The following is a 14,018-nucleotide window of genomic DNA, read 5'->3' as shown; positions in this document are numbered from 1 at the left end:
CCTCAACGCCCTAATCTGGAATGGCAGGACACAAGAAGCCCTGCAAAACACAATTGATTAACCATTACGGATTAACCAAGTCATTAATACTAGGAATTACACATGACGGATTGTTCAAGGGGGGGATATGGCAACCAGCACTTCTGAAAATCATCAACTGTTCTCACCAACAGAAATGATGGCGGAAGCAGAGAAGTTTGCATTAAGCAAAGCAAATAAAACCAGCAGCATGACATTGAGTTTAGCAATCATGGCTGGCGCATTCATCGGGCTTGCTTTTCTATTCTACATCACGGTAACCACGGGCAGCGCTGATGCTGGATGGGGATTGAGTCGCTTAGCCGGCGGTCTTGCATTCAGTATGGGTTTGATCTTGATTGTGATTTGTGGTGGAGAGCTGTTTACCAGCTCAGTGTTATCAAGCATCTCATGGGCTAACAAGCAGATCACCTTCACTAAGATGCTGTCTATCTGGGGCAAGGTGTATGTCGGTAACTTTATCGGTGCCATGTTCCTATTAGCTTTGGTAAGCGCAGCAGGTCTGTATCAACTGGATGGCGGGCAATGGGGCTTAAACGCTCTGAACATTGCTCAACACAAGCTACACCACAGCCCTGTTCAAGCATTTGCTTTAGGTGTGCTTTGTAACTTGTTGGTGTGTTTAGCGATTTGGTTAACGTTCAGCTCTGCTAATGCAATGACCAAGGCAATGATGACCGTACTACCCGTAGCAATGTTCGTAAGCTCAGGCTTTGAACACTGTGTGGCGAATATGTTCATGGTTCCACTAGGCATCACGATTCAAGCATTCGCACCAGAAAGTTTTTGGATGCAAATTGGCGCAACACCAGCCCAGTACGCAGACCTAAACATCATGCAATTTGTCACCGCGAACTTAATACCAGTGACAATCGGCAACATCGTAGGTGGTTCAGTATTGGTCGGCTTAGCCAATTGGAGCATTTACCGTCGCCCACAACTTAAAGCAGCAAAAATTACCGCTATTACACAAACAACAGAAATTACGTCAGTTAAGGAAATTACTATGAACACAGCAACGACTATGTTCCAAATCATGAACACTCAGCCTATGACACTAAGCGTAGAAATGCCTACATCAGTGGCAATTGATTCACTTTTAGACGCTCAACTTGTTAGCGCTCCTGTTTGCGATGTTGAAGGTCGTCTGGTTGGTATCTTCTCTGTTCATGACGTAATGGTGGATCTTTGGTGCCAAGATTACATCCCAACTAAAGGCCAGAAAGTCGTAGACTTAATGAGCCGTGACGTTGTGGCTATCGATGCAAACGACAAGCTAGTAGACGTTGCTGAGTTCTTATGCATCGACAAAGAGCAACTTTACCCGACAACAAGCATGGGCTTCGCGACTCGCCTGACTTCTCTTTCTCTAGAAGAGCGTGCAAAAGCGATGAAAGTGAGCCAACCACATATGCTTCCTGTGCTAGAAAATGGCGTAATGGTGGGTGTGTTGACTCGCATTGAAGTGATGCAAGCACTACGTCCAATTTACGGCGACCGCCTAAACGTGGTTCCACAAGCTGAACTAGAAACAGCTTAACTAATCTAAAGCTGAACTAATCTAAAGCTGAACTATTAGGGATTAGTAGTTCAGCTAGATAAATCAGTCATGGCAACGTTGACTGGCTAGAAGTAAATGGAGGCTTAAAACGCAACTCAAGGTTTGACACAAAACAGATCTAAACGCGTGGCCATTTACCTCAATAAAAAAGGCGCAAAGTCATTACTTTGCGCCTTTCTCTATTTCTAGCTACTTGTTCTTTTTCTAACTAACCTGCTAGTTGATATCGACCAAACTTTTGATGTTTCTAAAAATGTTGATACCAGTCAGCAACTATTGATAGCTAGATTACTTCTTTACACCTTCAACGTGTAGATCCATATCTACGTAGCTTGAAGCGCCCATTACTGGAATGTTGAAGTCAGCAAGCTCTAGACGAGTTGTACCAACAAAACCAGCACGCTCACCGCCCCATGGGTCTTGACCAGCACCGATGAATTCAGCTTCGATAACGATAGGCTTAGTTACGCCGTGAAGTTTAAGGTCACCCATAACTTCAAGTTTGCCGTCACCTTTATCGACCACTTTTGTGCTGTTGAATGTTGCGTCTGAGAATTTACCAGCATCGATGAAATCGCCGCTACGGATATGCTTATCACGCTCTGCGTGGTTTGAATCAAGGCTTGTAGTGTCAACCGTTACGTTTACTGTAGACGCTTCAACGTTGCTTTCATCAAATGAGAAGTCACCTGAGAATGTGTTAAAACGACCTTGGATAAAGCTGTAACCTAGGTGGCTAACTTTAAAGTTAACTGAAGCATGCGCACCTTTTGTATCAATCACGTAATCAGCGGCGTTCGCAGCGAAAGGCATTGCCATTGCAAATGCTAATCCTGTAGCGATAATTGACTGTTTCATTTTGAAGCTCCTATCATTTTTCGTAGCGTATCGTCTTTGTCGATAATGTGGTGTTTTATCGCCGCTAAGGCGTGCACTGATGCCATAATGATCAGTACCCATGCAGCATAGTAGTGAATCGTTCCTGCGAGATCAGATTGGTTTGCAAACAGTTCACCCATACTTGGTACAGTGAACCAATTGAATACGTCGATCCCGCGGCCGTCTGATGTTGAAATCAAATAACCTGAAATAAATAAAACCGCTAAGTTAATGTACATAAAGCCGTGAGCGATCTTCGCTGCAGCAACTTCATAGCTTTTACCTTCCACCTTAGGTGACACGGTAACCAATTTCCAAACCAAGCGGATAACGGTAACTGCAGCCAAAAGAATGCCTACCGAGCGGTGATAGTCTGGTGCTGTTTTGTACCACTCGCTGTAATATGAAAGATCAACCATCCACAGGCCTACACCAAATAAGCCAAATATTGCGAGTGCTGAAATCCAATGCATCGCTCTTGCTAAAGGGTTGTAATTTCTAACGTTGTTGTCCATGCATCTCTTCCGAATGTTAACGAGTGGTGAAGTTTTGCAAAGCGTACCCTACACCGAGTTTGTGTAACATAGTATTTACCAAGCTTTACATTGGAAACATCATTTCAAATTAAACGAGTTATTCAAATTATTTGAACAAGTTTGGGGTTAACATTAAATTTCAACGATTTGTTCAATCTCGTAAAGCTCATCAGAGATGTCTAACATCTTACGCTCCATCACCTTTTGAGCGTCTTCTATCCCCTTGTTGTAGTAGACCGCACCAAACTTTTTACTGATGAAGTCGACTAAGAATTCCGTGTCGAACTGACCGAGTTCTACATCAAGTTCATCTTGCATGTACTTTTGAAGGGCATGGGTAAGCTCAGACTTTTGCTTCGAATCTAATTGAATAGTCATGAATGTTTCCAAGTAAAGAGTAAGTAGATAAATCGTTATTAGCTAACTAGACTATAATCGTGGTAACTAACTAGAATTCCTCATAATTTAGAATACAGACCATTGAAGTGCCAGTGCTATCCATAAAATCACGTGGCAATGGCTAATTTTGATAGAGAGATCAAGAACTCACACTTTGACGATAGGTAACGGAGCCACAATTACCGTACTATTGCCCATCAATAAGATAGTAACCGTGTATAAGGGACTTCATTGTTATTAGATCTAGTGATTAAAAGCGTTAATCAATTTCAGGACGATTGCCTAAAGCTCTGTGAACGCCACTACCCGACAGTACACAATCAAGGGATCAGTGAGCACCATATAGGTAAGGCATTTGCCCGCCGGATGGAGCACACCTTCGTTAGTTTTAATCACGCAAGCAACATCAGCCCACTTGAAATGCTCTCCTCTGGCGAAACGCCTCGACACTTCCGAATATCTTCTGAGATAGGTACGGTTTGGATGATCAGTCATCATATGGTGAGTGCAGGGAAAACCTGTCGCAGAAAATTGATGTTGGACATCCATAATTGGCAACAAGAGTATGGATTTTCTATTCAACCGAGTGACGTTTTGATCATTGTTTCCGACCATTGGATTAGCCGAAGTAAAAACAGTGGTGAGTTATTGCATTGGTGGATGGGTGAACTCCCAGACGAGATCACTGAATATAGCCAACAAGGCATCACGCTAAGAGAGAGTGATTCTCAATTCGCCACTGAATTAAATAGTAATTTTAAAATCAGCCCTTGCTTTATTAAATTCGGACATCCTCTCAAACGGTCAGGAAATCAACAATTAGTTCGTAAATACCTGCAACTTTATGCCGTACTTCAATGGCAGTAACAATATGGGTCAACTTTTTCACTCCATCTTTAAAGTAAATAGTTAGACCTTCATCCCAATACTTTATAAGACCCAATTCAAACCCTGCCCAATAATCAATCAAAGTTTATCTTCTTTAAAAGAATAACTTACACGCTCATCGTTGATATTTTGAGAAGTAGATATCATTTATATGCAAACAGAGCTGTTTGTTAATATCGTAACTTTGACATTCCCCCATAACTTAAGGCTTTGCCCCTACTTTTACCTGGTGTATTAGCGCTGAAAACATATATTGATTGACGTTGATATGAGATAGATTACTCAGGGATTAAATTCACAATAATCATTATTAATGGTGAATGATAAGTAATTTTAATGACTAATATCAATTATCATGCTGTTTTTTCGTTAATTATATTTATTTAAATATTGACTCTACAAATGAGTTTTTATTAATTGACAATTTACTTACACCTGTCAATATTGTGACAGCCGCGACATTTACGTCCGCCATTGAATAAGCCCTCTTTACTAGCGACTATGATTTTATCAGACAGAAGTGAATTTATTAGCTGTATATCCGTAGATGCTGATATGCAGTTCATTGCGAAATACCAAGACCTGACGCTTAGAAGTGTCTATCAGCCTATATTCGATTCTTCTATGACTCAAATAGGCGTGGAAGCTTTGGTGCGCATTTCAAATAACAAAGGTGATACCGTTCGTCCCGATCACTTCTTCCATTCAGACGAAACCTCATGCACAGACAAAATTAATGTAGAGAGGTTGAGCCGAGCAATTCATATCCGCAACTTTGCGCAATCAAATGTTCGTCATCTAAACCTGTTTTTGAACGTTCTTCCAAACGTAGGTGAGCTGTTTGCTGCAGAGAAAGTAAGTGACAGCTTGCTAGCCAAACGCCTTCACGAGCTCAACCTTTCGTGCGAGCAAATTGTAATGGAATTGGTTGAACTCAATGTCGAAAGCGAAGAGCGTTTAAAAGACGCAGCCCTCTCACTTGCAGATAATGGCTTTCAAATAGCAGTCGATGATTTCGGAACACAAGCATCAACCGAGCAGCGCGTTCGCCATATCAACCCTCATATAATCAAGATTGATCGCTCTGTTATGTTGGACTTTGAACAAGGTGAAACTCAAGAAATGACCTTGGTACTCGATCTTGCAACCCAAATTGGCGCAAAGACAGTGATTGAAGGCATAGAAACCCAACAACAACTCGAAGCGATGCAGAGCCTAGGCTTCGATATGTATCAAGGCTATCATTTGGCCATGCCAAAACCGATTGAGTTGGATATACGCCTCGCAATCTAGCACTGCCTCTATTTCCGACAAAGCCGCTTTACCATTGGTAAGCGGCTTTTTTAATGTTTATCTATTCGTACCCTTTGCCACTCTCACGTGTCGTCAAATCACACGTATAAAAAAGCCCAGTCAAAACTGACTGGGCTGGCTTAAAAGAATCTGTTTTATATCATTCCCTAATAACCCGCAGTGGACGGTTTGATTCTATATAGAATAGCGAACATCACTGGTACTACTATTAGCGTTAGTACTGTAGCAAAGCCTAAGCCTGCCATGATGGTAATCGCCATCGAGCCGAAAAATGCATCGAATACCAAGGGAATCATGCCCAAGATAGTCGTAAGTGCTGCCATAGATACCGGTCGTACACGACTGATCGCGCTGTCGACAACCGCTAAATATGGGTCTTTACCTGTTTGTAGCTCACTGTTGATCTGGTCAAGCAGTACGATTCCGTTCTTCAAAATCATGCCGCTTAGACTCAATAAGCCTAGGAACGCCGTGAAGCTGAATGGCATATTGGTACCTAACAAACCAATTGAAACACCAATGATAGAGAGCGGGACCGTAAACCAAATCACAAGCGGCTTGCGAACCGAGTTAAACAGAAGCATCGTGATGATAAACATCAGCAAGTAACCCATTGGCAGTGAGCCAAACAGAGATTCCTGCGCATCTTTAGAGCTTTCGTACTCACCGCCCCAGCTAATGCTGTAGCCTTCTGGTAAATCTAATCCTTCTACCTTTGGTTTCACTCGAGCAAACAGACTCGCTGGCGTTTCATCACCAAGAACATCGTGATCAGCCAATACCGTTAGCGTACGTTTTCTGTCGCGACGCTGAATCAGTGGCTCAGACCATTGAAGCTCGACGCCATCAATCACTTGCTCAACTGGGATGTAAGTTTGCAGTGATGGGCTCCAAATCTTCACATTGTTCAGTGATTCAAAGTCAAAACGCTCTTCTTCAGGCAGGCGTGCCACGATAGGTAACATGTGCGTACCATCACGCAATAAGCCTATGTTGTAACCACCAAACGCCATCTGTAGTGTCTCAGACAGATCCGCCTTTGAAATGCCAAGGCGACGTGCCTTTGATTCGTTAAACAGTGGCACGAGCTCTTTGGTGCGTTCACGCCAGTCATTGCGCACATTTCGAGAGCCAGGATCGGCAAGTAAGATATCTTCGACTTCAACCGCAATATTACGCAGTACTTGTGGATCGGCGCCGATAATACGCGCTTCAATTTTTGAAGCTGGTGACGGGCCAAACTCAATCAACTTGAATTGGAACGTCGGTTTTTCAAATTCGTTTGCTAAGTCTTTGTCTAGCGCCGCTAGAGCCTTAAACATAGTGTCACGGTCAGTCGTTCTTACTTGCAACTGGGCGTAAGCTTCGTAGCTTTTCTCTGGTTGGTATGTCAGAGCGAAACGTTGCATGCCCTGCCCAACCGTTGTGGTTACAAACTCTACGTCGTCTTGTTGACGAATGTAGCTTTCAACCTTCTCAGTCTGCTTGATCGTTTCACGAACATCGGTACCTTCTGGCATCCACATGTCGACGTAGAACATCGGTGTGTTTGATGGCGGGAAGAACTGTTGCTTCACCATACCAAAACCAACAATTGATGCAGCTAGCAGAGCAATCATGCTCACTACCGTTAACCATCTGAAGCGCAATGCTAATTTCAGAGACGCGCCGAATACAACAAACAGGATACCTTTGTAAGGGTCTTCGTTTTCATCGACCTTGTCTTCTTCTTTTAGCAACATCTCAGCAAGGAATGGCGTTAGTGTTAGTGCCGTAACCCAACTTAAGAACAATGAGAAACACAATACCCAGAACAGTGAGCCCATGAACTCGCCTGTCGCGTCTTTCGATAAACCAATCGGCGCAAAGGCTGTGATAGCGATAATGGTCGCACCTAACAATGGCCATTGTGTTTGCTTCACGATGTCTTTCGCTGCTTGAAGCTTGGTTTTGCCTTTCTTCAAGCCAACCAAAATACCTTCAACGACAACAATCGCGTTATCCACCAGCATACCCAGTGCGATGATCAAAGCACCCAACGAGATACGGTGCAGTTCAACATCGTTGTAGTCCATCAAGATGAAGGTACCGAACACCGTCAGTAGCAGTACTAAACCGATGATCAAACCACTACGTAAGCCCATTGCGAACAGAAGTACGATGATAACAATCGCTACCGCTTCAACGAGGCTGATTAAGAAGTCAGCGACTGATTTGTCTACTTCTTGCGCTTGGTTATAGAAGTAATTCAACTCAACACCGGCTGGCTTAATGCTTTCTAAGCGCTCAAGTTCCGCATCAAGCGCATTACCAATCTCAACCACGTTTACGCCTGAAGAGAAAGCAATACCTAAGTTGATCGCTGGTTTACCATTGTACGTTAATACATTGCCCGGCTTTTCTTGAATACCACGAGTCACTTCAGCGACATCTTTCAAACGAATGAGGTTACCCGTATCACGACCATGAATGATCAGGTTTTCTAGCTCTTCAACCGTGCTCAATGTGCCGTTTGGCTTGATCGCTAGGCTTTGACCATTTAGCATCACCTCGCCCGCTGATACCACACTGTTTTGTTGTGCGAGCAGTGATGTCACAGTCGACATATCTAAGTTCAATGCGGCTAAACGTTCTAGTGACATCTCAACGAACAGTTGCTCTTGTTGATCACCGGCAATACTTACCTTGCCGACCCCTTCAACCAGTTCAATTTCGCGAGTTAGATAATCTGCGTACTGTTTTAGCTCTACGTAATCATAGCCATCACCTGTCAACATGATCATCACGCCAAACACATCACCAAAATCATCGATGATCTGGACAGAGTTAACACCACTAGGCAGCGTTGGCTGTAGATCGTTGATCTTTCGACGCATTTCATCCCAGATTTGTGGTAGCTCATCCGGACCGTAATCCATCTTCATGCTAACCATAATTTGAGACATACCATTCGATGAGGTCGATGTGATCTTATCGATGTAAGGGAGCTGTCTTATCTCTTTTTCAAGCGGGTAAGTCAGTTCTTCTTCAACTTCCATAGACGTAGCGCCAGGGTAAGTTGAAATAATCATTGCATCTTTAATGGTAAAAGCTGGGTCTTCTAAACGGGATAGATTACCAAAAGACGTCACACCGCCAATGGCCAAAATGACGAGAAACAGCCAGCTGATTACTTTGTTCTTTATTGAATATTCTGCGATGTTCATTCTGCTTTTCCTGACAATTGGATTCCGTCACGGAGTTTTCTTAGATTTGAATTTACGAGTACGTCACCTTGCTCAACGCCATGAGCGATTAATGCGCCTTGTCCACTGATCTTGTCGACTTCTACTTCGCTTTTGAATGCTTGTCCGTCTTCCATTTTCCACACGTAAAATTGGTTCGCTTCAGCGCCTGCTTGTAGTGTCGTCATCGGCAACTGGTAGCCTTGAACATCACTTAGGCCTGCTTTTGCCATGTCGACATTTACTGTAACGCTCGTACCCGGCAGAATTTCACTTTCAGGTTGTTGCATCTGCATCCAAAACTCGTATGTACGTGATTGTGGGTGCAATTCACTGGTGTGCTCTAGATACGTCAGAGGATATTCTCTAGAGTTACCACCAAAGGTCGCTTCAGGACGGTAGCTACTTGAACGCATGTCAGGACTGATCGACGCTAAGATCGAATCGGATACTTGGATTCGTACGTAGACCTTATCGTTCTGGTACAAACTAAGAAGCGTTTCACCTGGTGTCGTGTTTTCAAAACGCTGTTTATCAACCGTTGAAACTGTTCCTGGGAATGGCGCTAAAAGCTCCGTGTAACTTAGCTTGCGTTTTGCAGCCGCCAAATTCGCCGACGCCAGCTTGTAGTTAGCAGTCAGTTGATCGTGTTCTGATTGCGATAACATCTCACTGCCAAACATCTCCGTACCACGGGCCAACTGTTTGCTCGCCAGTTTAAATTGAGATTTAGCATCAGTAAGATCTTGGAGGTACGTTGCGTTATCTAAGGTTGCTAATAGTTGCCCTTTTTCGACGTTATCACCCGCTTCTACTAATACTTGTTGAATCTCACCTGATAGCTTAAATGCCAAAGGAGTCAATTCAGCTGGCATCACCTGTCCATTGAAACTTCTGAACTGATTAGTCAGCGGCGCGCCAACTTCAAAGGTAGACACCAACAAAGGCGGTTGTTCACGGTGTACAGCTTCATTGTTACAGGCTTGAAGTAACAGAGCCGACGCGACAACGACTGATAATTTTGAAAGGTTCATTAAATACCGCCCTCACGAAGCCAAGCTTTTACTTGTTGTCCGTCTGATAACACATCGACACCTGCTTCAACAATAAGGTCGCCAGACGACAATCCGTCGATAACCTTGCCTTGCTCATCAAGAAGGACTTGTACTTTAGAAATCAGTTGAGAGTCAGGGTTATAACGCCATAGTTCACCATGGCCTGCGTCTTTGTTTAACCAAGCTGAATCCACAATACCAATGCCATAGTCAGATTTACTTTTCTGAACTTCAACTTGCGCTGTCATGCCAGAAAGTAGATTGATGCCTTCTGGCTTTTCGATAGACACAACCGCTTGGTAGCTGTTGGTGTCTTCATCTGGTTGCGTTGAGATTTCTTTAAAGCGAGTCGGGATACGAATGCCGCGGTGGCTGTCCATCACAACCCACATGTTTGAGCTCGTTAGGTCTTGAATAGAACGGTCTTCAAGCTTTGATACTGGAATTGAAAACGTCACATCCATTTCACTGTGATTCAAGATATTCAGTACAGGCTGCTTTTCTGCAATCAATTGATATTGATTTCCAAACACCATCGATACCACACCATCGAATGGAGCAACTAAGGTAGTGTAGCCAAGGTTTGTTTTTGCTTGATCCAACTCAACTTCAGCGGCAGTAAAGGTGTTCACGGCTTGGTCGTAGTAATCGGTACTGACCAGCTTTTTTGCATACAACTCAGAAGCTTGTTTGTATTGGCTGTTTGCAAGATCAAATTTAGCTTGGGCTGCGTCAACGGCAATACTGTAATCCGTCGCGTCTAATACGGCTAACACCTGACCTTTCTTCACTTCTTGTCCCATACGAATATCGAATGTTTCTATATCGCCACCCACTTGGAAAGAAAGTGCCGCACGGTCGGTTGCATCAACCTTTGCAATGAAGCTATCAAGATCAATATCAGTCTGTTGCGGGATTTCGAACAGCTTTACAGGCTTGATTACCTGCTCATTTTCCTCTGACTGAACTTTGTCACATCCAGTTAGAGAGCCTGCGAGCAATAGTGCTGCAATAACAGCTCCCATGCGCTTGCTCGATATGGCATTGATAGACAAATTGGACTGCATGATGTCTCTCCATTTAATTATTATGATTTATTACACAGATGGGCAGTATATTTAATATTAAAGAATTCTCAAGCTTTACTTTCCACTTGTGCAGTATTTTTTATTTCAGTAAAAACAGTGTAGAATGTGGTAATCAGGTAAATATGTGAAATGAAGATGACTGAAAAGAAACAAGGTAGAAGAAGCGCGAAAGATGCTGAAGAGACGAGATTTTTGATCATGGGTGTTGCCGCGGATATGTTCTGTGAGCATGGTTATGATAGCGTTTCGCTTCGTAACATTAGTGAGAAAGCAGGCGTATCGCATAGCCTTATTCGCCATCATTTTGGTAGCAAAGAAAAGATCTGGCATGCTATAAGCGATTGTTTACACGACTATTTTCAGTCTTATATTGCTAAGATAATGGAAGAGCTACCAAAAGGTATTGCGCCGAATATTTCGATTTATTTATTCGCTATGCGCTTGTTTACTAATATGATTCACTCACGCAGACCAATGCAACTTCTCTCAGATTCAGTGCGTCAAGAAGATAACTTGGTTGATTACTTTATCGATAACGTTGGTGATGTTGAGAAAGAAATTAATGGACTGGCGAAACAATATAACGACGCCAATCCAGATAATCTGATCAACATTTACGAAGTAAAATGGCAAATGATCATCTACGCGAACGCCGCGGTGTGCCTAACACCGTTCATGGAGAGTACGTGGAATGAAGGCGACATGGTCACCTCCCCCGAAGAGTCCTTAATCAAGCATTGGCAACTATTCAACTCACAAATGGTAAGTAAATTTAGAATCGAAGAGCAATGGGTGCTAAACCCAACTAGCTTAGAAGAACTGATTTACGAAGTGCCCTGTGTATGGAAGTGCAATCAAGAACATAATTAACCCAGTATTTTTATCTGCATTGGTCATAAATTGATTTACTTGAAACAAAAATGCGCCGTTACAGAGCCAACTGTAACGGCGCATTTTTATATGTATAGAATTTTAAACTGGAGCATGTTCCAGTTTGTTAACGACGTGCTTTACCGCGGTTTTGGTGAATCTTAAGCTTTGCTTTCATCTTACGTTTTTCTGATGAACGACTCTTACTGCGACCACCGCGCTCTGGTGCTAGATCTTTTTCTAGGCTAGGTTCAAAGCCTTCTAGCCACTCTTGAGGCAAGCGCGTATCAAGCAGTCGCTCAATGTCACCCAATAAGTAAGCTTCATCCTGACTCATCAACGAAATCGCTAAACCGCTGTTACCTGCGCGACCAGTACGTCCGATACGGTGAACGTAATCTTCAGCTTTGTATGGCATGTCATAGTTTACAACTTGTTCTAACTGCTGGATATCAATACCACGAGCTGCTACGTCGGTTGCGATCAACGCACGAACTTTGCCTGATTTGAAATCGTCTAATGCTTTTTGACGCGCACCCTGGCTCTTATCACCATTGATTGACGCCGCTTTAATACCGTCTAACTTAAGCTCTTTAACGAGAGCGTCGGTGCCCTGCTTAGTCTTTGTAAACACCAACACTTGTTGCCAGTTTTTTGAGCCAATCAAATACGCCAATAATTCACTTTTTCGCGACTTATCTACCGGATAAACCATCTGTGTTACGGTTTCAGCGGTGCTGTTTTTTGGCGTAACTTGAATTTCACTTGGCTTCTGCATCATACGATGCGCAATCGCTTTGATTTTGTTATCAAACGTTGCAGAGAAGAACAGCGTTTGACGCACTTCGTTCATGCGAGAAAGAATACGTTTGATGTCAGGCATGAAACCCATATCTAACATACGGTCAGCTTCGTCTAGCACCAGCACTTCCGTTTGGCTCAACATGATGTTCCTAGTAAACATATGGTCAATAAGACGACCAGGCGTCGCAACAAGAATATCAGCGCCTCCACGTAGGTTATCAGTTTGAACCTTCATGCTAACGCCGCCGTAAGCCACCACAACTTTGATGTCGGTGCCCTTTGCGTAGCTAGTTAAGTTATCAAACACCTGCTGTGCCAATTCACGAGTTGGTACTAATACAAGCGCACGAACGAGCTTCGGGTTTGGAATAACGTTGTCTTTCGTCTCGATTAACCTTTGAATAATCGGTAAACCAAACGCAGCCGTTTTACCCGTACCCGTTTGAGCACCCGCCAGTACATCTTTGCCTTCTAATACCAATGGAATCGCTTGTTCTTGAACACTGGTTGGAGCCGTAAAGTTAAGCTCTGATAGCGTAGCAAGAAGGTGCTCAGACAATCCTAGTTGGTTAAAAGATTTAGTAGATTCAGACATAGTATGATGCTCAAAGATTAAATAGGCGCGGATTGTAGCAAACCTGCATTACGCTGTTTACCTTTCCTTTTGATTTTTCTTCATTTGAAGCGCATTAAACTGCTTCGCTTCTTCTAAAACATTGGGATAAAGCTCATAAAAGTGACACTGCAACGTATCATAGTGACGTTCGAGATCATCGTAACATGCCTCGAGCATACCGAGCTTTGGTCTTCTCAACGCCATTCGCTGCAATACCACCTCGATTGATGACATGTCTTGATAGCTCTCTAACCATCTATGCTCAGCCATTTTCTGATGAACCATAACGAAATTTTCTGGCCAGTGTGGCTCTTGATTTTCAAAGATCTGCTCATGGCTATCGAAACAAAAACGTTCTAATGTCTGCTGCGAGAACTGAGCCCAATGATTGGCTAAGCAGTGATCCCAAAATACATCGAGTGCGATAGGCGCAAAGCGTCGTGTTTGGTCTGAAAAGAGAGATTTTGCAGAGCGAGAAACATCATGACGATCAGTATAGCTATCAACAAATCGATGAAGCCTAATGCCGTCAGAGAGTGAATCCGAATACTGTTTATTGGGGTTGCCTTTCACAAAATCACCCAACAGGTTACCTGCTAAATTGCTGTTACAGTGCTTGGCGATGTGAAGGTGTGCAAGAAAGTTCATTGAACCTCATTAAAGTATCGAGAACTAAGTAACATGGTAAACGTACTCGTTTGTCTTCGCGAACTTTAATGAGGATAGTTTTGGTATGACGTGTGAG

At 43.2% G+C, this 14,018-nt stretch carries 12 protein-coding genes; 4 read left to right on the top strand and 8 right to left on the bottom strand.

Going from position 1 to position 14,018, the window contains the following annotated elements; genetic code table 11:
• Positions 1-127: 127 nt before the first annotated feature.
• Positions 128-1,579, top strand: a complete 1,452-nt coding sequence (gene focA / locus CWO27_RS09100; protein WP_107898881.1) for a formate transporter FocA — start codon at positions 128-130, stop codon at positions 1,577-1,579.
• A gap of 309 nt (positions 1,580-1,888) precedes the next feature.
• On the opposite strand, the gene CWO27_RS09095 is transcribed toward focA, so the two are convergent.
• The 3 genes from CWO27_RS09095 to CWO27_RS09085 all read right to left on the bottom strand — a co-directional run bounded on the left by CWO27_RS09095 (position 1,889) and on the right by CWO27_RS09085 (position 3,393).
• Entirely contained in the window at positions 1,889-2,458 is a 570-nt protein-coding gene (locus CWO27_RS09095) for a YceI family protein (RefSeq protein WP_102433336.1), read from the bottom strand.
• Complete coding sequence (locus CWO27_RS09090) at positions 2,455-2,994, bottom strand: cytochrome b (protein ID WP_102433335.1); 540 nt, start codon at positions 2,992-2,994, stop codon at positions 2,455-2,457. The genes CWO27_RS09095 and CWO27_RS09090 overlap by 4 nt, the downstream gene beginning before the upstream one ends.
• A gap of 153 nt (positions 2,995-3,147) precedes the next feature.
• A complete protein-coding gene (locus CWO27_RS09085) occupies positions 3,148-3,393 on the bottom strand; it encodes a DUF2164 domain-containing protein (protein WP_065675359.1) in 246 nt (81 codons plus the stop codon).
• A gap of 252 nt (positions 3,394-3,645) precedes the next feature.
• On the opposite strand from CWO27_RS09085, the gene CWO27_RS09080 reads away from it, so the two are divergent.
• Both CWO27_RS09080 and CWO27_RS09075 read left to right on the top strand, forming a co-directional pair.
• Positions 3,646-4,281: a hypothetical protein gene (locus CWO27_RS09080; RefSeq protein WP_102433334.1), complete on the top strand. Its 636-nt coding sequence runs from the start codon at positions 3,646-3,648 to the stop codon at positions 4,279-4,281.
• 576 nt (positions 4,282-4,857) lie between these two features.
• Entirely contained in the window at positions 4,858-5,595 is a 738-nt protein-coding gene (locus CWO27_RS09075) for an EAL domain-containing protein (protein WP_102433333.1), read from the top strand.
• 167 nt (positions 5,596-5,762) lie between these two features.
• Here CWO27_RS09075 and CWO27_RS09070 read toward each other — a convergent pair whose 3' ends face one another.
• Genes CWO27_RS09070 through CWO27_RS09060 form a run of 3 tightly spaced genes read right to left on the bottom strand, consistent with a single transcriptional unit; the run spans position 5,763 to position 10,962 of the window.
• Entirely contained in the window at positions 5,763-8,822 is a 3,060-nt protein-coding gene (locus tag CWO27_RS09070) for an efflux RND transporter permease subunit (protein WP_107898880.1), read from the bottom strand.
• Complete coding sequence (locus CWO27_RS09065; RefSeq protein ID WP_102478853.1) at positions 8,819-9,874, bottom strand: efflux RND transporter periplasmic adaptor subunit; 1,056 nt, start codon at positions 9,872-9,874, stop codon at positions 8,819-8,821. The genes CWO27_RS09070 and CWO27_RS09065 overlap by 4 nt, the downstream gene beginning before the upstream one ends.
• Positions 9,874-10,962, bottom strand: a complete 1,089-nt coding sequence (locus tag CWO27_RS09060; RefSeq protein WP_107898879.1) for an efflux RND transporter periplasmic adaptor subunit — start codon at positions 10,960-10,962, stop codon at positions 9,874-9,876. The genes CWO27_RS09065 and CWO27_RS09060 overlap by 1 nt, the downstream gene beginning before the upstream one ends.
• A 150-nt stretch (positions 10,963-11,112) precedes the next feature.
• Between CWO27_RS09060 and CWO27_RS09055 the strand changes: the two genes are divergently transcribed.
• The gene (locus tag CWO27_RS09055) at positions 11,113-11,853 is read left to right on the top strand and encodes a TetR/AcrR family transcriptional regulator (RefSeq protein WP_102480545.1); all 741 of its coding nucleotides are present in this window, start codon (positions 11,113-11,115) and stop codon (positions 11,851-11,853) included.
• 127 nt (positions 11,854-11,980) lie between these two features.
• Here CWO27_RS09055 and CWO27_RS09050 read toward each other — a convergent pair whose 3' ends face one another.
• Both CWO27_RS09050 and CWO27_RS09045 read right to left on the bottom strand, forming a co-directional pair.
• Entirely contained in the window at positions 11,981-13,252 is a 1,272-nt protein-coding gene (locus CWO27_RS09050) for a DEAD/DEAH box helicase (protein WP_102530251.1), read from the bottom strand.
• 57 nt (positions 13,253-13,309) lie between these two features.
• A complete protein-coding gene (locus tag CWO27_RS09045) occupies positions 13,310-13,921 on the bottom strand; it encodes an acyl carrier protein phosphodiesterase (protein WP_048660216.1) in 612 nt (203 codons plus the stop codon).
• Positions 13,922-14,018: the final 97 nt, after the last annotated feature.

Source organism: Vibrio sp. 10N.286.51.C3, assembly GCF_003050065.1.
Classification (GTDB): Bacteria; Pseudomonadota; Gammaproteobacteria; order Enterobacterales; family Vibrionaceae; genus Vibrio; species Vibrio crassostreae.
Note: the sequence above shows the minus strand (reverse complement) of the source record. Positions and strands in the feature narration are given on the sequence as shown.

Excerpts from the sequence above, each read along its gene's own strand:
- focA (WP_107898881.1), top strand. The coding sequence starts at position 128 with ATGGCAACCAGCACTTCTGAAAATCATCAACTGTTCTCACCAACAGAA.
- CWO27_RS09095 (WP_102433336.1), bottom strand. The coding sequence starts at position 2,458 with ATGAAACAGTCAATTATCGCTACAGGATTAGCATTTGCAATGGCAATG.
- CWO27_RS09090 (WP_102433335.1), bottom strand. The coding sequence starts at position 2,994 with ATGGACAACAACGTTAGAAATTACAACCCTTTAGCAAGAGCGATGCAT.
- CWO27_RS09085 (WP_065675359.1), bottom strand. The coding sequence starts at position 3,393 with ATGACTATTCAATTAGATTCGAAGCAAAAGTCTGAGCTTACCCATGCC.
- CWO27_RS09075 (WP_102433333.1), top strand. The coding sequence starts at position 4,858 with ATGCAGTTCATTGCGAAATACCAAGACCTGACGCTTAGAAGTGTCTAT.
- CWO27_RS09070 (WP_107898880.1), bottom strand. The coding sequence starts at position 8,822 with ATGAACATCGCAGAATATTCAATAAAGAACAAAGTAATCAGCTGGCTG.
- CWO27_RS09065 (WP_102478853.1), bottom strand. The coding sequence starts at position 9,874 with ATGAACCTTTCAAAATTATCAGTCGTTGTCGCGTCGGCTCTGTTACTT.
- CWO27_RS09060 (WP_107898879.1), bottom strand. The coding sequence starts at position 10,962 with ATGCAGTCCAATTTGTCTATCAATGCCATATCGAGCAAGCGCATGGGA.
- CWO27_RS09055 (WP_102480545.1), top strand. The coding sequence starts at position 11,113 with ATGAAGATGACTGAAAAGAAACAAGGTAGAAGAAGCGCGAAAGATGCT.
- CWO27_RS09050 (WP_102530251.1), bottom strand. The coding sequence starts at position 13,252 with ATGTCTGAATCTACTAAATCTTTTAACCAACTAGGATTGTCTGAGCAC.
- CWO27_RS09045 (WP_048660216.1), bottom strand. The coding sequence starts at position 13,921 with ATGAACTTTCTTGCACACCTTCACATCGCCAAGCACTGTAACAGCAAT.